Origin of the sequence: Staphylococcus lutrae, assembly GCF_002101335.1 — a bacterium.
GTDB classification, from domain to species: Bacteria; Bacillota; Bacilli; order Staphylococcales; family Staphylococcaceae; genus Staphylococcus; species Staphylococcus lutrae.
Window position 1 is genome coordinate 2,034,161 of record NZ_CP020773.1, and the last position, 17,122, is coordinate 2,051,282.

The window sequence follows — 17,122 nt, forward strand, 5'->3', positions numbered from 1 at the left end:
ATATGTCGCGCATCCGCTCGTTACCATCGACCGACCAAACCGACACACAAAATAATGGCAATTGTCATGCGTTAACATTAACGTGCGTCTGTGATGCCGGTAATTGGTAAAGTATTTGCGAGGAAGAAGGATGCAAAAATGATAATCACGATTACCCCAACAAAAATAAGGTCTTTATAGCTGAAAGGCACGTGATAATAATAAGTACGTGGCCCATCTTTAAATCCTTTTTTCTCCATTGCGACAGAGAGGCGATGTGCTTTTCTAATGTTTTGACTTAACAATGGAATGAGTAAATGCTTTAAATGTTTGAAGCCGACATAGTTGCGGTTATCAATCATTTGATAACGCATTTTTAAAGCATTTCGCAATTGGAATAAAGAGGCTAGCATGAGCGGAATCATTCGAAAAGCAGCCATAAAAGCATACGCGATTTTAGGTTTGACTTTTAAGTGTTGCATAAAGCTATAAAAGATCATAATGACTTGTGAAGTAAATGCAATCGCCAGTCCTAAATAACTAATTGTCATTGTTCGAAAAGACAAGTGAAGCCCTCGAACGAGACTTTCCGTACTTATTTTGACAAAACCAAATGTAAGTAATAGATGTTGTCCTTTACCGTAAAAAATCATAAATAACGATGAAGTCAGCGCAAAAAATGTCGCGATAAATGTAAAGGTCAGTACGACTCTCCATTTCGTTCCCGCAACGAGTAACATGAAAATCAACATTAAAGTTGCTAAGTAAATCATAAAATCAAAATGGTGAATAAAAATAATGAAGAAAAAGAGTGCGACACCCACCAATAATTTAGTAACGATATTCACTTGATCCATGAAGGTATAGCGTGTTTTCCAAGATTCAATCATGTGCGCTCACCTCATATTCATATAATTTGCCATCCAAAACTTCTAATCGACGTGATGGATATTTTTCGATAATGTGAGGATCATGTGTGACCATGAATACCGTTTGCCCTTGTGCGATTCGATTTTGGAATAACTCGAGAAGTTTAAAAGTGTTTTGACTGTCAAGTCCAAAGGTAGGTTCATCCAGTAAAATAATGTCGGCATTTGTACTGAGCGCAGTAGCAACACTTAAACGGCGCTTTTGCCCCATAGACAACTCAAATGGATGTTGTTGAGCCACATGTTTTAAGTCTAACAACGATAACATGTCGCTGGTTTTTGATTTGGCTTGTTCTGCTCCCATATGATGGTAATTAATGCATATTTCATCAAAGACGGTATTCTGGATGAATTGAAGTTCTGGATTTTGATACACTAAATACATATGTTTTGCCGCGCTTTTGATTTTTGTTAATTTTTGCCCATTATAATGCATATCGCCTTTGTAGCGAATTAATTGCATCATAGACTCTAATAGGGATGTTTTACCTGTGCCATTTTTACCTGTAAGTGTAATCCATTCACCTGGCAAAATTTCAAGTTGGTCGACTTGATATAATGTGCGTCGTCCACGTTGAACAGCGCCTTGTTGATATGAAAATTGAAAGGTGTGGGGCTTATCAATGGGCTTTGGTGCATCATGGCGAGGATGAGGCGCGCGTGCCCAAGCATGAGGATGCCATACTCCATATTCACTCAATAAATCTTCAAATTCAGACATAATGTAGTCAGGTGTCCCTTGTTGAATGATTTGTCCACGATGATTCATAAGAATGACACGATCAACATGTTGCCAAATATGTTCAACTTTATGTTCGACGATTAACACAGTTTGATCTGCCCACAGGGATTTGAGAAGATTCCAAAGATTTTCTGTAGCTTCAATGTCTAACATCGCAGTGGGTTCATCAAGAAAAAGCGTGTCTGCCCCTTGAAGTAACGTGCCGGCAATGGCAAGTTTTTGTTTCATTCCTCCACTTAATTGATGAATCTGTTGTTTAGGGTTAATGTCCAACCCGACTTGTGTTAATGCGTGTTGAATGCGGCGATCCATATCTTGTCGTGGCACTTGCTGATTTTCTAAAATAAATGCTAATTCTTCATTCACTTGTGGCAGGCAAAATTGTGAATCTGGGTCTTGAAAAATAACACCCGCATTTTTCGCTGGCATTAATGTATCGTATTTTAATGGTAAATCAATTAAGTCTGGAACAATGCCACTGAGAACATTGAGTAAAGTACTCTTACCAGAGCCAGAGGGCCCTAGTAAAAGTACTTTTTCTTTGTCTTTGATTTCGAGGTCAATCCCATCGAATGTTTTATGATGTGCACTTGGATATTTTAAACGTAAATTTTTAACTTTTAGCACGTGTCGTCACCTTACAATGTGTCATAGTCATCTTTCGAAGCTGGACGAAAGAGGCGTGTCACACCGGTTTGATCTAATGCTTTAACGAGTAAATAAGGGAAGATACCCGCTAAAACAGCGCCACTAATCAAACGGAATGAAATTAATAGAATTAAGTTCCATGTTGCGACTTCATTTAAATACCCGTAATACCAATCAATCGGTAAACTGATGACTGCTGCAGCGATACCAGCAAGAATCGCCACCATAAATGCACGCGATTGATAACGGAAAATCGCAAAGACAATTTCACATGCAAGACCTTGTAGTAAAGCATAAATAATTGTAGGAATATCAAAACGACCCATAAGAATGGTTTCGCCAGCACCTGCAGCAAATTCTGCTAATAATGCAATCCCCATTTTTGGGATGATGAGGTAAGCCACAACGGCTGCGCTAAACCACATCCCATACAAGAGTTGGTCGATATGCAGACCTAATGGCTGTACAGTATTATTGACAATCCACCAAAGATTGTAAATGACTGCAAAAATGACAGAAATTAATACAGTCACGAGTACATCTGATAATGTTAAACCTTTTTTCATCTGTTAATGCCTCCCAAAATAAAAAAATACGCATATCTCCTAAACAGAGACAGGCGTGACTGTGCTAACTTATGTATAAATCACCATAATTTGAATGTTAATGGACAATATTTGGTGTGTATTCATATCATAACAAAACACTTTCCTACGCTAGTATCATCTAGTTCAGGTTCGAAGGGTTTGAGGGGACGCCTCATCTCAGTTTTCACACCCCTAGTGTGCGTATTTAGTTGATATTGCAAATGTACACCTAGTCATGTGAAAAGTCAAGGTCTTAAAACGCTGTTCTAAAGCGATTTGAGTTCGATTATCGTATAAAAAATAGACACTGTTGACGGATAGCATTTAAAAATGATGAGACAATGAGAGAATGACAACATCGCGTACAATCTCCATTGCTTGATGCTCATGACGCTTTCCAAACTTTTGCCACACCATTGATGCACGTTGATTTATATTTAAAATAAAAAGCACAAAGGGGCTTTGATGTGAACGGCGCCATTAATATAGAGCGCGAGACAGCTTTTTTGCTCCAATTGAGCAAGTTATCTCGCGCGAGTAGGCGATTGATTAACATTTATCAATCGTGTTTGTGTGTCTCCCTCATACAGTCTATTCTACGTTTAAATGTCATTGAAGCACATTTAAACATGTCATTGACGGGTATTATTCAAATGTATCTTGAATATCGTCTTTTGTTTTTTCAATGCCGTCTTTGGTTTCTTTCGCTTGATCTTTCAATGATTCCTCTTTATCTTTTGCTTTTTCGGCTGCATTTTTAATGTCTTTTTCAGTCATCTATAACGCCTCCTTTTCATATTGAGCTATACGACTTTATAACCTAAATGGGTTTTTTCTAAACATAATCAACGGTAGCATTTTTTATTTATGAATCGAATAGGGCAACATCCGTTCATCAAGGGCAAATTGTTCAAAGCAAATGATTTTTGATCTATCATCTGAACCTTTAATATAATCATTGAACACAATGTCATTTGAATTGTTGTAAAACACATTGGAGTGGCAAGGATATGATGACACAAGCTTTATTTGATGACTTAACTGGGGCTTAAAACATGTTAAACTCATGACTATCCCATTCTAAAGTCTGATATTTTTGAAATATACAGACAGGCGACACAACTTCGTATATAATAACTTTGAGGTGAGAGGATGTCTTTATTTAATAAATACACCGAAGTGATTTACAGTTACATTATCGGTGTACTTTCAATATTGCTGAGCGTTATTATTTTTATTAATATTCCACTCATTCAACAGTTTAAAGCTGGTAAGCAACCTAGAACCAATATCGATAATTTGTGGGATTTTATTATGGCTTTTTTCAATGAAATCATTCGAGTCATGAGCAAATATATTGGAGACATACCTTTAGCTAGCGGTATGATCATTTTGCTTTTTGGCCTTTTGATGATTTTGATAGGGAGAACGTTAACGAATACAACACGCTTTGATTACGATATTTCTATTTTATTTTTATTAATCGGTATTATTTTCTTCGTATTAACATTAATTTTTATGTCTCAAGTGTACGGTTGGACTGCTTTTGTCTTTACGATCCCTTTTCTTGTACATATTGGTTATATTACGTATAAAGATGAATTGAATCCACTACATCGTAAAGAGCACTACTTATGGATTATTTTTAGTTATGGGATTTGTTACATCATGACACAACTGGCGCTGTATACCCGTATTGAAGCCAATGATGTTGCACCCATTGATGTTTTAAGCATCAATACGTTTTTTGTTGTGTTATGGTTGATTGGACAAATGGCAATTTGGAATTTCCTCTTTTTGAGACGTGCACTTCCTGTGTCTGAGGAAGAAATAACTGGAGAAACGAATGAATATTCCAGAAGTAAAAAATATCAATTTACAAACACGTCTAAAACACATTTTAAAGATATTCAACATCGCACAGCGGAATTCACTCATGATATTTCACATCGTACGCGCAGAAGCATTGATATGGAGAAGATGCGTGCTAAACGTGAAGCATTGGGTAAAAAATGGTTCGCTTGGGCACGATTAGAAGATGATGATATCCCTTCATTTCTTAAGGTGAGACCGAAATGGATTAATCGTCATTATGTCATGATTGCATGCGGTGTCATGTTACTGTTTTTTATTTTATTAGAATTCAATAATCGTAATGCGTTGTTTATGTCAGGGGATTGGCAATTGTCACAAACCCAATATGTTTATGAATGGGTCAGCTTGTTATTACTCTTAATTATTGCGATTATTTTTATTGTGACGAGCGTGGTCAGAATGTTGCGAGGTAAATTTTATTATTTACAATTGTTTATGATCAGCATATTATTCTTTAAATTACTTACGGAATATATTGTTATTCTATTTCATGGTTTGCTACTCTCAATATTTATTACGCCGATACTTGTACTGATGTTGGTGCCTGCCATTGTTGCATTCGTATTGCAACTGAGACAACCTGTCGAACCACGTTGAAAATAGGAATTGGCACGTGACATGTATGAATAAAGGTAGAAATTTCGAATGGATTATGAAGTTTCTACCTTTTTATTTTACATGGATTTATCGGTCAAATTTTGCATTAGAAAACTTACGTGTTAAAATCAAAAGCATGCGTTACGAAGGGAAAGGTTGATCTCACATGAAAACGGCTATATTAAATAAAGGTAAAGAAGAGAAATATTTTAATCAATACCCACTGATTGAGGAAGCAGACTTATTTCAACAAGATGATTTAGAAGAAGGGGATCTTTTTAAATTGCTGACATCGACACATCGTTATGTAGCAACTTGTTATGTCGGGCGTCAACATAAAGGACTGGGTTGGGTTTTAACTTATAGAGAAGACGAAGAAATAAATCGCACATACTTTGAAACGCGCTTTGCAGAAGCCCGTGAAGTACGTGAATACTTCTATCACATTGATGGCACGAACGCTTTTCGCATATTTAATGGTGAGGGAGATGGGATAGGCGGGTTAACGATTGATAATTATCATGGCCATCTGTTAATCCAATGGTATTCTGAAGGGATTTATCATTATCGACCATATATCATCGATGCGATTAAAAAGGTTTTTCACTATGATTCTGTTTATGAGAAAACACGGTTCAAGCATCAATCGATTGAAGGGGGCTTCGTTGCAGGTCAAGCACCAGAATTTCCAATTGTCATTGAAGAAAACCATACTTTTTACAACGTACACCTTGATGACGGGCCAATGACGGGGATTTTCTTAGACCAAAAGGATGTTCGAAAAAAATTAAGAGATTATTATTCAGAAGGGCGTAAAGTTCTGAATTTATTTAGCTATACAGGCGCATTTTCTGTGATTGCAGCAACTGGAGGCGCTCAGACAACGAGTGTGGATTTAGCGAATCGTTCTCGTCAATACACCGAAGAAAACTTTGGACTCAACGGCATCGCACCGCAATCACATGCCATTTTTGTGATGGATACATTTGATTTTTATAAATATGCACAGCGTCATCAGTTGCGTTACGATACCATTGTTATTGATCCACCAAGTTTTGCGCGTAATAAAAAGAAAGTATTTTCTGTGACTAAAGATTACCACCATTTAATTGAAGGGGCTTTAAAGATACTCACACGTGGAGGGACATTAGTGCTCAGTACGAATCATAGTACATACACGTTGAAGGCTTTTAAAAACATGGTGAAGCATACAATTGAACAACAAGGGTATACGTATCAAATGAAAGAGGTCATGGGTTTACCAAAAGATTTTAAAACACATGCCGCTTACAAACCTTCTAAATACTTAAAAGTGGTTTTTGTGACAATTGAACCATAAGTTGATAATGCGTGCAAAAAAATTCGGAAAGAGGAGGAAGTTGAAAATGGGTATATCGAAAAAAATTTCAGACGTATTAGGCCATAAAGTTTTAAATATCGAAAAGGTTGATAAAAAGGGTGGCCTTCCAACGACAGATACAGAATTACATGAAAGACGTCAACGGGCAGAACGTATTGTTAAAAAGAAAGCATTATTGTCTTCCACTGCAACAGTTGTCCCAATTCCTGGATTTGACTTTGGTGTGGATATGAAATTGATGCGTGATGTGATTGAAGATATTAACAAAATTTATGGACTTGATCATAAACAAGTCAACCAAATGAGTGACGATTTAAAAAATAGAATTCTCATATCCGCTGGTATACAAGGAAGCCAATTAATAGGAAAGAAAGTTTCAAGTGGCTTGTTAAAAGTATTTGTACGTGATGTGGCCAAGCGTACAGCAGCTAAACAGACACGGTGGTTTCCAATTGTCGGTCAAGCTGTGTCAGCATCGATTAGTTATTATTTTATGATTAAAGTAGGGAAAGACCATATTCAAAAATGTGAAAATGTCATTAAATCCTTATAGGTATTTGTGTGCTTTTTCACAAAATTAAGCGTAAAGACGTTTAAAAACGTATCGTTGAGCATTTACGAATTGAATTTAAATATAGAATTTGGTAATGTTATGCTGTATAGCGAATTAAATTATAATTTAAGCTAGTCAATCTAGAATTAGAAGGAGTAAGATAAAAGATGGAACAACAATCATATGTAATTATTGACGAAACAGGTATTCACGCACGTCCAGCAACAATGCTTGTTCAAACTGCATCAAAGTTTGATTCAGATATTCAACTTGAATATAATGCGAAAAAAGTTAATTTAAAATCAATCATGGGTGTAATGAGCTTAGGTGTGGGTAAAGATGCAGAAATCACGATTTATGCTGATGGTAGTGACGAAAAAGAAGCGATTAACGCAATTACAGAAGTCTTATCTAAAGAAGGATTAACAAAATAATGTCAAATATTATTAAGGGAATTGCAGCTTCAGATGGTGTTGCTATTGCCAAAGCATATCTGCTCGTGGAACCGGACTTAAGTTTTACGGATACGCAGACGACACAACCTGAAGCGGAAATTCAAAAATTCAATGAAGCCATTAAAAGCTCTAAAATCGAATTAACTAAAATTCGTAACCATGCAGAAGAACAACTCGGCCCAGATAAAGCGGCGATTTTTGATGCACATTTATTGGTTTTAGATGACCCTGAATTAATTCAACCGATTGAAGATAAAATTAAAAATGAAAATGCGAGTGCACCTCATGCGCTTACAGAAGTGACACAAAATTTCATTACGATTTTCGAATCAATGGACAATGAATATATGAAGGAACGTGCGGCGGATATTCGCGATGTTTCAAAGCGTGTATTAGCGCATATTTTAGGTGTTGAACTACCGAATCCGAGCATTATAGATGAGAGTGTCGTCATCGTGGGGCATGACTTGACACCGTCAGATACAGCACAACTTAATAAACAATATGTGCAAGGTTTTGTAACGAATATTGGAGGACGGACTTCACACTCGGCTATTATGAGTCGTTCATTAGAGATTCCTGCTGTAGTCGGGACAAAATCGATTACAGAAATCGTGCAACAAGGCGATATGATTATCATTGATGGTTTAACTGGGGATGTTATTGTTAACCCTGCAGATGATGAAATTAAGGCGTATCAACATAAACGTGAGATGTACTTTGCAGATCGTGAAGCGTTGAAACAATTGCGCGATGAAGTTTCAAAAACAAAAGATGGGCATGAAGTTGAACTCGCTGCTAACATTGGGACACCAAACGATTTAGAAGGTGTAAAAAACAATGGTGCAGAAGGGATTGGCTTGTATCGTACTGAGTTTCTTTATATGGGACGCGACAATATGCCATCTGAGGATGAGCAATTTGAAGCGTATAAAAAAGTACTAGAATCAATGGAAGGGAAACGCGTTGTCGTACGTACGCTAGACATCGGTGGGGATAAAGAATTACCATACCTCAACCTTCCAGAAGAAATGAACCCATTCCTTGGCTATCGTGCGATACGACTTTGTTTAGATCAGCAAGATATTTTCCGTCCGCAATTGCGTGCATTGTTAAGAGCTTCTGTATACGGTAAATTGAATATTATGTTTCCAATGGTTGCAACGATTCAAGAATTCCGTGATGCAAAAGCGTTACTGCTTGAAGAAAAAGAAAACTTGAAGCAAGAGGGTGTTGAAGTCAGCGATGATATTGAATTAGGAATCATGGTTGAAATTCCTTCGACTGCGGCTTTAGCGGATGTGTTTGCAAAAGAAGTTGATTTCTTCAGTATCGGTACTAACGATTTAATTCAATATACGATGGCGGCTGACCGTATGTCAGAACGTGTGTCATATCTTTATCAGCCATACAATCCATCAATTTTGCGTTTAATCAAGCAAGTCATTGACGCCTCACATCAAGAAGGAAAATGGACAGGCATGTGTGGTGAAATGGCGGGAGATGAAACAGCCATTCCACTATTAGTTGGCTTAGGACTAGATGAGTTTTCTATGAGTGCCACTTCTATTTTGAAAGCACGTCGTCAACTGAAAAATCTAAGTCGTACTGAAATGGTACAACTGGCTGATCGTGCATTGAATTGTGCGACAGTTGATGAAGTTGTAGCACTCGTAAAAGCTTATACAAGCGAAGCATAACGACAACGAACAACTAAAAATGTAATCGCATAAAACAGACAGGTGAAAAATCGTAATGATTTCTTCACCTGTCTGTTTTAATAGGGCACAAAATGAAAAACGGACCAAGCCATTCCGCTCGTCCGTTTTTGATAGTAATAAAAAACTGACCGCACCCGCCAAAGTGACTTCAAAAAAATGAACAGGTGCGCATCATCAATTTAAGAAGTCGTGTCAGTTAATCAATGCCAACTTTTTGATTTAATTCATCCAAATCAACTTGGTACATCGGTACATTGTCAATTAAAATAAATGGCGTTGAAAACGCGTCGCGGGCAATCATTTCGTTTCTAAAAGTGGGATTTGCAATATTTCTCTCCTCGAAAGTGACACGGTGTGCTGCAAGATGTTGTTTAACAAATGCACAAGGTGGGCAATCATTTTGTGTATAAAGAATAACTTCTGGCATGGTTCAGCCTACTTTCTTTAGTCATGATTGTTACATCGTAATGGAAAGATTTATAAAAAGCAAATCAAGTGCCTAAATAAAAATGACAAATTTTAGTCTTGTCAATAAATTGTCATTGCATAAATGAACAAATTTATATTAAACCATCTGATTGATTGTATATAATTAATGGACATTTTGAATATGTTTAAAGGAGGAAATGACATGGATGCAGTGGATATTAGCCGCTTTTTGACTGGCATGACACTCGCAGTCCACATTATTTTTGCAACAATTGGTGTGGGTATGCCCCTTTTCTTTGCAATTGCAGAATTTATCGGCATTAAAAAGAAAAGTGCTCAATATATAGCATTGGCCCAACGCTGGGCTAAAGGATATACGATTACTGTAGCCGTCGGTGTAGTGACAGGAACGGTAATCGGACTACAATTATCATTATTATGGCCAACTTTTATGCGAATTGGTGGACACGTGATTGCATTACCATTATTTATGGAAACTTTTGCGTTTTTCTTTGAGGCTATTTTCTTAAGTATTTATTTATATACTTGGAATCGTTTTAAAAATCAATGGATACATTTTCTAATGAGTATTCCAGTAATCATAGGCGGGACATTTTCAGCCCTCTTCATCACATCGGTGAATTCATTTATGAATACGCCTGCAGGTATGGAATTTAAGGGCGGTAGAATGGTAAATGTTGATCCGATTGAAGCGATGTTTAATGCTTCGTTTTTTGTACGGTCTTTTCATGTCGTTACAACAGCATTAATGACTATGGCATTTATTTTGGCAAGTATTGCCGCGTTTAAATTGCTTAAAAACAAAGTTGTAAAAGATCGGGCTTATCATCAAGCCGCTTTAAAAATGACGATGATTGCAGGTCTGATATTTTCTCTCTTGTCTATGTTAGCAGGCGATTTATCAGCAAAATTTTTACACCAGGTACAACCAGAAAAACTAGCCGCATATGAATGGCATTTTGATACGGCATCTCGGGCTGACTTAGTATTATTTGGCGTTTTAGATGAATCCACTCAGGAAGTTAAAGGTGCCTTGCATATCCCAGGTGCGTTAAGTTTTCTGTCAGATTCGAGCTTTGACACAGAAGTTAAAGGTTTAAATGATTTTCCTAAGGATGAATTACCACCATTAATTGTTCATTATTTCTTTGATTTAATGGTATTCTTCGGTATATTTTGTTTTGTTGTTTCATTCGCGTATGTGGTGATGTTATGGATTAAAAAGCGCAATCCACAACATCAATTTTTATTGTATACGATTCTATTAACAGGACCCGCTGCAATGCTAGCGATTGAATTTGGTTGGTTTTTGACAGAGTTAGGACGTCAACCATGGATCATTAGAGGATTTTTAAAAGTGCAAGATGCAGTAACGGATGCAAATGGCCTAGTATTTGTGACGATTCTCTTTGCTATTTTATATTTTGTACTTTTATTTTCAGCGACATATGTTCTTCTTAAAATGTTTAAAAATAAAACAGCTCATGAACATATTGAACATTTAAATCGTAATCGAGGTGAAGCATGATGAATTATGAACTCGTTGGCATTTCGGTGCTATGGCTTTTCTTATTTGGTTACATCATCGTTGCTTCTATTGATTTTGGCGCAGGTTTTTTCTCCCTGCACGCTAAATTATTTAATCAATCTCATCAGATTAACCATTTAATTCAGCGCTATTTAAATCCTGTATGGGAAGTCACAAATGTATTCTTTGTCTTTTTCTTTGTCGGTATTGTTGGATTTTTTCCTGATACGGCCTACTACTATGGTACAGTACTGTTAATCCCAGGTTCGATCGCTTTAATTCTATTATCGATTAGAGGGGCATTTTATGCATTTGAAAATTATGGCCAAGATAGTAAATTATCGTGGTTAATGCTTTATGCAGTCTCAGGTTTGTTGATTCCCGCTTCATTATCAACCGCATTAACAATTTCAGAAGGGGGTTTTATTAAAGAAACGGCGACGGGTAAAATTGATTTAAACTGGACAGCACTGTTGTTGAACCCGTATGGTTGGGCTGTTGTATTTTTAGCACTTGTTTCAGTCTTATATATTTCATCTGGGTTTTTGACATTTTATGCACATCGCGCACATGATCACAATGCTTACGAGTTAATGAGAAAATGGTTTCTAATGTGGGGACCACCGATGATGTTTATTTCATTATTTGTCTTTTTGTCCTTACGTGTGCAAAATGAAGCACACTTTAATTCAGCAGTATGGGACTATGGCTGGTTATTTATTTTAAGCTTCATTGCTTTTATTGCGGCAGGCATTTTAACATATATGAAAAAGGCACACGGCATAGCATTTATATTCGTAATTATCCAAATTGGAACGGCCTTTTTTGGTTATGGTTTAAGTAAATTACCGTATATTCTGTATCCGTACATTCAGATTAAGGATGCTGTGACAAGCGATGGCATGGCTGTCGTATTAATCATTGCGTTTATTGGTGGTTTGCTCTTACTTTGTCCTTCGCTTTTCTTCATATTTAAATTATTTGTATTTGATAAAGATTATGTCCGTGGTAAAAAGTAAGGAGCTATCGTCTCGTACATGAACATTCACATGATGAAACCATGCATCTTCCTGTGTTTTGTAGTAAGATAAGAGTGTCATTTGCTGAGGTGTAGTTTTGAGAATGAACAGAAATGGACTTGGGCATGTATCCGCGTTTTGAAGTTGACCATAGTAGGTTGGGATATGACGGGAGAGGTATGATGTCAGGGCACAGGAGCTGCCTGATTGCTTGATTTACTTTCATAATTTGCAACGTGTACCGACTTTTCTTTATGGGAGAAAACGATGATAAAGGATACTTGTCTCATTCATAAACTGCTTTCCTCACAGCGTATAATTTAATTTTGACTTCAGGAGGTCAAACATGGATAAAGAATATGTAGTCATTGGTCTAGGTCGATTCGGTGGGAGTATTGTTAGAGAGCTGAACGCACTAGATATGGATGTTATGGCGATAGATAAAGATGAAAATCGTGTGGACGAATATAGTGATATTGCGACGCATGCGGTTGTTGCAGATACAACAGATGAAGCAGTAATGAAAAGTTTAGGAATTAGAAACTTTGACCATGTCATTGTCGCGATTGGTGAAAATATTCAGGCGAGTACACTGACGACCCTTATCCTTAAAGAATTAGGTGTAAAAAAAGTAACGGCTAAAGCACAAAATGATTATCATGCGAAAATTTTAAATAAAATTGGTGCAGACACAGTCGTGCATCCTGAAAGAGATATGGGAAGACGCATTGCGCATAACGTAGCAAGTGCGTCAGTATTGGATTATCTAGAGCTTTCTGATGAACACTCAATCGTTGAGATTAAAGCCAGCGAAACGATGGCAGGTCAAACGTTGATTGGCTTAGATATAAGAGCAAAGTTTGGAATTAACATTATTGCGATTAAAAGAGGAAAAGAAATTATTGTGGCGCCTGCAGCGGACATGGCCTTAGAATTTGATGATATTTTAATTATGATTGGTCATGATAATGATTTAACACGTTTTGAAAAGAAGATGGCGCATTAAAATCTAAATTAATTTATTCAAAAAGAACCGATTAAGAAAAATTATTTTTCCTTAATCGGTTTTTTACGACCTAGACAATGTTATGTCAGACTTACTTTTCATTGACTTTCATTATGACTGGTAAAATCATAGGTTTACGTGCTGTTTTTTCAAATAAATAAGGTTGCAACGTTTCGATAATAGAAGATTTAACTTGATGCCATTGGATATTATCATTGTTATTCAATTTATAAATGACGTCTTGTTTAATTTTCTTTTGAGCATCATAAATCAATTGACCGGATTCACGCATATAGACGAAGCCACGTGAAATAATATCTGGACCTGATAATAATTGCTTTTTATTAAAGTCAATGCTGACGACGACAATTACTAAGCCTTCTTCAGAGAGCAGTTTACGATCTCGAATAACGACGTTACCGATATCACCAATACCACTTCCATCGACTAAAACGTTACCTGAAGGAATACGTCCAGCTGTTCGCGCGCTATCTCGTGTTAATGCGAGCACATCCCCAATATCATGAATAAAGACATTTTCTTCAGCGACACCACAGTCCACACCTGTTTGTCCGTGTGCAACGAGCATACGATATTCACCATGGATGGGTAAGAAGTATTTAGGTCGAATGAGGCGTAACATTAATTGTTGATCACCTTGAGAACCATGTCCCGATGTATGAATATTTGAGATTTTACTATGGATTACTTCAGCGCCTGCTTGATATAACGCATTGATTGTTCGGTTAATGCTTTTCGTATTTCCAGGAATTGGCGAAGAACTAAAGACTACTGTATCGTCCGGAATAATTTTAATTTGTTTATGTGTCCCATTAGCAATACGAGATAACGCTGCCATCGGTTCACCTTGAGAGCCTGTACATAAAATCAATAACTCATGCTTTGGAATGCTATTGATTTTATTCGGTTCTACGAATGTTTCTGGGGGTGCTTTAATGTAACCTAATTCTGTACCAATTTTAATGTTATTTTCCATTGAGCGACCGAATGTTACGATTTTTCGGTTGTACTTAACAGCAGCTTCAACGGCTTGTTGAACACGGTATATATTTGAAGCAAAAGTGGCAAAGATAATACGTCCCGTACAGTTACGGAAAATTTTATCAACATTTTGACCGACTTCGCGTTCGCTTAATGTAAAATCTGGTACAAGCGAGTTCGTTGAATCAGACAGTAAACATAGCACGCCTTCATCACCCAATTGGGCCATTCTTCCAATATTCGCAGGTGCGCCAACAGGTGTGAAATCAAACTTAAAGTCACCTGTGTGAATGATTTTGCCTTCAGGTGTATCGACAATGACACCGTATGTTTCTGGAATACTATGCGTTGTTAAATAAAAACTCGTCTTAAAATGTTTCGACGTAATGACTGTATCTTCTGTGATTTCGATGAGCTTTGCTTGTCGTAACAAATGATGTTCTTCTAATTTATTTCGTATGAGGCCGAGTGCAAGCGGACCACTGTAAATAGGCACATTAATCTTTTTGAGCAGGTAGGGCACACCACCGATATGATCTTCGTGACCGTGTGTAATGACTAAACCGACTATTTTATCTTGGTTTTGTTCAAGATACGTATAGTCCGGTATGACATAATCAATACCGAGCAAATCATCATCGGGGAATTTAATTCCTGCATCAATGATTAAAATTTCATCTTGATACTCGACAGCATAAGTGTTTTTACCAATTTCACCTAGACCGCCGAGGGCATATACACCGACTTCATTTTTTTGAAGTTGTTTCATTATTGTGCGCGCTCCACATTAAAATGATCGGATTGTTGTTCATATTCTAAATGTGCGCCCTCTAATTTAGTTATGAATTCAATATTATAATTTCGTTCTTTTAAGTAACGACGAACTTGTTCTTCAGATCTTGCTTCAACATAAAGTGTTTGTGTATTTTCACGAACGATTACTTCATCACGATTATGTTGATAAAAAACTTTAAAAATTGACATTTATTTTTTCCTCCTAAGTTGGATACCTTAACTTTGTATAGATACGTTGCGTCAACACATGAAAGGCAATGAAAATAAAAAATATGAATCGAATTTGTAATCCATTCACGTGCTACATCATTCCATTCATCCGTCACTCGCCATTTTATGTGTCATGCAATGTTTTGATTTCCGTTCTAGATTGAGCGTATGGCCATATGCGCACACAGCCCATTTGGTTTTATTTTACATGAAGTCATCGAATAAATAAAGCGGAATGTGATAAACTAGAGACTATCTAATGATTAAATGGAGAGAATATCATTTGAAATTCACAAAATAGGTGATGAAGATGAAAAGTGTGACGCAACTACTGGAAGAAATTAAAGAAGAACGTAACAGACAGGATAAGTTTTTGAGTGAAATTCGGTTTGAAATTAGAATTAATGAAGTGACGATGTTTTTTGAATACGAAGAAGTGCAAACGCCACAAGCCGACCATTATTTTATAAGACACCATCATGACCCAGAAGTTTTAGACATAGAAACATTTGAAAAACTGAAAAAAGCATTAGATAACGAGGGGATTCGATACAAACAACGTAAAGATATGTTTATGTAATGACGAGGTGATCGAAAAAGAATCATCTTTTATATTGACATTGACAATGAAAACAATCAAAAAAAGCGCCTTTGTTTAAAGAAATGCAAGTCGAAGTATAGAAATAGGGATATCATTTTAATCCGTAGTCGGGCGATTGCAGCCATTGGGGGTAGTGAAAGGGAACGTATCCATCTTTTCACCACCCCATCTTTTTTCTTGGATTCGATTTTCGTCCCGATTGCTGAACTGTCCGTTATCTTTGTCCGGGTATGTTCATGCAAAGTAAAAGGGGATTTGTTTCGTAAAATGAATAAAAAAGGCGTACATGAGGCTTTCCTTATCAAAGAAAGCGCCATGTACGCGAATGTTAATGTGAACCTAACGAAGAGTGACTTGTTAAACTTCTACTGCACCGTCTTTAGGTTGTAAAGGGTGTTTGGAATCGATGTGATCATAAAATAAAACGCCGTTAAGATGATCGAGTTCATGTTGAACGACAATTGCAGCATACCCTTTCAACCGCAAATTTATTTCATTTCCTTCAATATCATAGCCTTTTAATTTGATACGATAATGGCGGTGTACTAAACCGGGGATATCTTCATCAACACTTAGGCATCCTTCGCCCGTTGGTAAATAAGCGTCTTGAACACTGTGACTGACAATTTTAGGGTTGATGATACCAAAATCATAGGCATGACCTTCGCCATCATCGGGGAGATAAATAGCGAACATGCGCTTTGGTACATTGATTTGTGGCGCAGCTAACCCCACACCGCTACGTAATTGATATTTTTCAGCTATTTCAGGATCTTGACTATTTTTTAAAAACAATTGCATCTCCTTTAAAGTCTGTTTATCTTCTTCAGTTAAAGGGAACTCCACTTCTTTTGCGCGTTGGCGCAATGTCGGATGTCCATCTCTAATAATATCTTTCATTGTTAACATTTTTGACACCTTCCTTATTGAATAATATATCAAAAAATAGAGGACAAGTGATAGTCCGAGGTTTGAAATCAAATGGAGCAGGCGAGGAAATGCGTTGAGATAGGATTTGAAAGTGACAATGACTGAATCGATAAAACGAAGAAGTGCATGTAAAAG

The 17,122-nt window shown here is 36.8% G+C and carries 17 protein-coding genes and 1 riboswitch; of the genes, 9 read left to right on the top strand and 8 right to left on the bottom strand.

The window, feature by feature from the left end; translation table 11 throughout:
- Window positions 1-77: 77 nt before the first annotated feature.
- From B5P37_RS09445 to graF, 4 genes are all read right to left on the bottom strand, one after another.
- Complete coding sequence (locus B5P37_RS09445) at window positions 78-869, bottom strand: energy-coupling factor transporter transmembrane component T family protein (RefSeq protein ID WP_085237977.1); 792 nt, start codon at window positions 867-869, stop codon at window positions 78-80.
- Complete coding sequence (locus B5P37_RS09450; protein ID WP_085237978.1) at window positions 862-2,277, bottom strand: ABC transporter ATP-binding protein; 1,416 nt, start codon at window positions 2,275-2,277, stop codon at window positions 862-864. The genes B5P37_RS09445 and B5P37_RS09450 overlap by 8 nt, the downstream gene beginning before the upstream one ends.
- Window positions 2,278-2,288: 11 nt before the next feature.
- The gene (locus B5P37_RS09455) at window positions 2,289-2,864 is read right to left on the bottom strand and encodes an ECF transporter S component (RefSeq protein ID WP_085237979.1); all 576 of its coding nucleotides are present in this window, start codon (window positions 2,862-2,864) and stop codon (window positions 2,289-2,291) included.
- A gap of 125 nt (window positions 2,865-2,989) precedes the next feature.
- Window positions 2,990-3,089, bottom strand: a riboswitch (TPP riboswitch).
- 441 nt (window positions 3,090-3,530) lie between these two features.
- Complete coding sequence (gene graF / locus B5P37_RS12050; protein ID WP_206168697.1) at window positions 3,531-3,662, bottom strand: glycopeptide resistance-associated protein GraF; 132 nt, start codon at window positions 3,660-3,662, stop codon at window positions 3,531-3,533.
- A gap of 375 nt (window positions 3,663-4,037) precedes the next feature.
- On the opposite strand from graF, the gene auxA reads away from it, so the two are divergent.
- The 5 genes from auxA (at window position 4,038) to ptsP (ending at window position 9,425) form a co-directional block, all read left to right on the top strand.
- The gene (gene auxA, locus B5P37_RS09460) at window positions 4,038-5,357 is read left to right on the top strand and encodes a lipoteichoic acid stability factor AuxA (RefSeq protein ID WP_085237980.1); all 1,320 of its coding nucleotides are present in this window, start codon (window positions 4,038-4,040) and stop codon (window positions 5,355-5,357) included.
- Window positions 5,358-5,523: 166 nt separating this feature from the next.
- On the top strand, window positions 5,524-6,696 hold the full coding sequence (locus B5P37_RS09465; RefSeq protein WP_085237981.1) for a class I SAM-dependent rRNA methyltransferase: 1,173 nt from the start codon (window positions 5,524-5,526) through the stop codon (window positions 6,694-6,696).
- A gap of 46 nt (window positions 6,697-6,742) precedes the next feature.
- Window positions 6,743-7,270 carry a DUF697 domain-containing protein gene (locus B5P37_RS09470; protein WP_085237982.1) on the top strand — a complete coding sequence of 176 codons (528 nt, stop codon included), beginning with the start codon at window positions 6,743-6,745 and terminating at the stop codon, window positions 7,268-7,270.
- A gap of 167 nt (window positions 7,271-7,437) precedes the next feature.
- Window positions 7,438-7,704, top strand: a complete 267-nt coding sequence (locus B5P37_RS09475) for a phosphocarrier protein HPr (RefSeq protein WP_085237983.1) — start codon at window positions 7,438-7,440, stop codon at window positions 7,702-7,704.
- Window positions 7,704-9,425 (top strand): phosphoenolpyruvate--protein phosphotransferase, encoded by a 1,722-nt coding sequence (gene ptsP, locus B5P37_RS09480; RefSeq protein ID WP_085237984.1) that lies wholly within the window; start codon window positions 7,704-7,706, stop codon window positions 9,423-9,425. Before B5P37_RS09475 ends, ptsP begins: the two co-directional genes overlap by 1 nt.
- 217 nt (window positions 9,426-9,642) lie before the next feature.
- Here ptsP and B5P37_RS09485 read toward each other — a convergent pair whose 3' ends face one another.
- Window positions 9,643-9,873 carry a glutaredoxin family protein gene (locus tag B5P37_RS09485; RefSeq protein WP_085237985.1) on the bottom strand — a complete coding sequence of 77 codons (231 nt, stop codon included), beginning with the start codon at window positions 9,871-9,873 and terminating at the stop codon, window positions 9,643-9,645.
- A gap of 204 nt (window positions 9,874-10,077) precedes the next feature.
- Between B5P37_RS09485 and B5P37_RS09490 the strand changes: the two genes are divergently transcribed.
- The 3 genes from B5P37_RS09490 (at window position 10,078) to B5P37_RS09500 (ending at window position 13,449) form a co-directional block, all read left to right on the top strand.
- Window positions 10,078-11,424 (top strand): cytochrome ubiquinol oxidase subunit I, encoded by a 1,347-nt coding sequence (locus B5P37_RS09490; protein WP_085237986.1) that lies wholly within the window; start codon window positions 10,078-10,080, stop codon window positions 11,422-11,424.
- The gene (locus B5P37_RS09495) at window positions 11,424-12,443 is read left to right on the top strand and encodes a cytochrome d ubiquinol oxidase subunit II (protein ID WP_085237987.1); all 1,020 of its coding nucleotides are present in this window, start codon (window positions 11,424-11,426) and stop codon (window positions 12,441-12,443) included. The genes B5P37_RS09490 and B5P37_RS09495 overlap by 1 nt, the downstream gene beginning before the upstream one ends.
- A gap of 346 nt (window positions 12,444-12,789) precedes the next feature.
- Entirely contained in the window at window positions 12,790-13,449 is a 660-nt protein-coding gene (locus B5P37_RS09500) for a potassium channel family protein (protein WP_085237988.1), read from the top strand.
- Between the two features lie 91 nt (window positions 13,450-13,540).
- Here the strand turns inward: B5P37_RS09500 and rnjA are convergent, their stop codons facing one another.
- A complete protein-coding gene (rnjA, locus tag B5P37_RS09505) occupies window positions 13,541-15,220 on the bottom strand; it encodes a ribonuclease J1 (protein WP_085237989.1) in 1,680 nt (559 codons plus the stop codon).
- Entirely contained in the window at window positions 15,220-15,435 is a 216-nt protein-coding gene (locus B5P37_RS09510) for a DNA-dependent RNA polymerase subunit epsilon (RefSeq protein ID WP_085237990.1), read from the bottom strand. Before B5P37_RS09510 ends, rnjA begins: the two co-directional genes overlap by 1 nt.
- Window positions 15,436-15,760: 325 nt before the next feature.
- On the opposite strand from B5P37_RS09510, the gene B5P37_RS09515 reads away from it, so the two are divergent.
- Window positions 15,761-16,036 carry a hypothetical protein gene (locus B5P37_RS09515; RefSeq protein WP_244898652.1) on the top strand — a complete coding sequence of 92 codons (276 nt, stop codon included), beginning with the start codon at window positions 15,761-15,763 and terminating at the stop codon, window positions 16,034-16,036.
- A 378-nt stretch (window positions 16,037-16,414) separates the two neighbouring features.
- Here B5P37_RS09515 and def read toward each other — a convergent pair whose 3' ends face one another.
- Window positions 16,415-16,966, bottom strand: a complete 552-nt coding sequence (gene def / locus B5P37_RS09520; RefSeq protein WP_085237992.1) for a peptide deformylase — start codon at window positions 16,964-16,966, stop codon at window positions 16,415-16,417.
- Between the last annotated feature and the right edge of the window lie 156 nt (window positions 16,967-17,122).

What these genes read in the sequence shown, in the direction of transcription:
- B5P37_RS09445 (WP_085237977.1), bottom strand. Translation starts at nt 869, where the DNA reads ATGATTGAATCTTGGAAAACACGCTATACCTTCATGGATCAAGTGAAT.
- B5P37_RS09455 (WP_085237979.1), bottom strand. Translation starts at nt 2,864, where the DNA reads ATGAAAAAAGGTTTAACATTATCAGATGTACTCGTGACTGTATTAATT.
- graF (WP_206168697.1), bottom strand. Translation starts at nt 3,662, where the DNA reads ATGACTGAAAAAGACATTAAAAATGCAGCCGAAAAAGCAAAAGATAAA.
- auxA (WP_085237980.1), top strand. Translation starts at nt 4,038, where the DNA reads ATGTCTTTATTTAATAAATACACCGAAGTGATTTACAGTTACATTATC.
- B5P37_RS09465 (WP_085237981.1), top strand. Translation starts at nt 5,524, where the DNA reads ATGAAAACGGCTATATTAAATAAAGGTAAAGAAGAGAAATATTTTAAT.
- B5P37_RS09470 (WP_085237982.1), top strand. Translation starts at nt 6,743, where the DNA reads ATGGGTATATCGAAAAAAATTTCAGACGTATTAGGCCATAAAGTTTTA.
- B5P37_RS09475 (WP_085237983.1), top strand. Translation starts at nt 7,438, where the DNA reads ATGGAACAACAATCATATGTAATTATTGACGAAACAGGTATTCACGCA.
- ptsP (WP_085237984.1), top strand. Translation starts at nt 7,704, where the DNA reads ATGTCAAATATTATTAAGGGAATTGCAGCTTCAGATGGTGTTGCTATT.
- B5P37_RS09485 (WP_085237985.1), bottom strand. Translation starts at nt 9,873, where the DNA reads ATGCCAGAAGTTATTCTTTATACACAAAATGATTGCCCACCTTGTGCA.
- B5P37_RS09490 (WP_085237986.1), top strand. Translation starts at nt 10,078, where the DNA reads ATGGATGCAGTGGATATTAGCCGCTTTTTGACTGGCATGACACTCGCA.
- B5P37_RS09495 (WP_085237987.1), top strand. Translation starts at nt 11,424, where the DNA reads ATGAATTATGAACTCGTTGGCATTTCGGTGCTATGGCTTTTCTTATTT.
- B5P37_RS09500 (WP_085237988.1), top strand. Translation starts at nt 12,790, where the DNA reads ATGGATAAAGAATATGTAGTCATTGGTCTAGGTCGATTCGGTGGGAGT.
- rnjA (WP_085237989.1), bottom strand. Translation starts at nt 15,220, where the DNA reads ATGAAACAACTTCAAAAAAATGAAGTCGGTGTATATGCCCTCGGCGGT.
- B5P37_RS09510 (WP_085237990.1), bottom strand. Translation starts at nt 15,435, where the DNA reads ATGTCAATTTTTAAAGTTTTTTATCAACATAATCGTGATGAAGTAATC.
- B5P37_RS09515 (WP_244898652.1), top strand. Translation starts at nt 15,761, where the DNA reads ATGAAGATGAAAAGTGTGACGCAACTACTGGAAGAAATTAAAGAAGAA.
- def (WP_085237992.1), bottom strand. Translation starts at nt 16,966, where the DNA reads ATGTTAACAATGAAAGATATTATTAGAGATGGACATCCGACATTGCGC.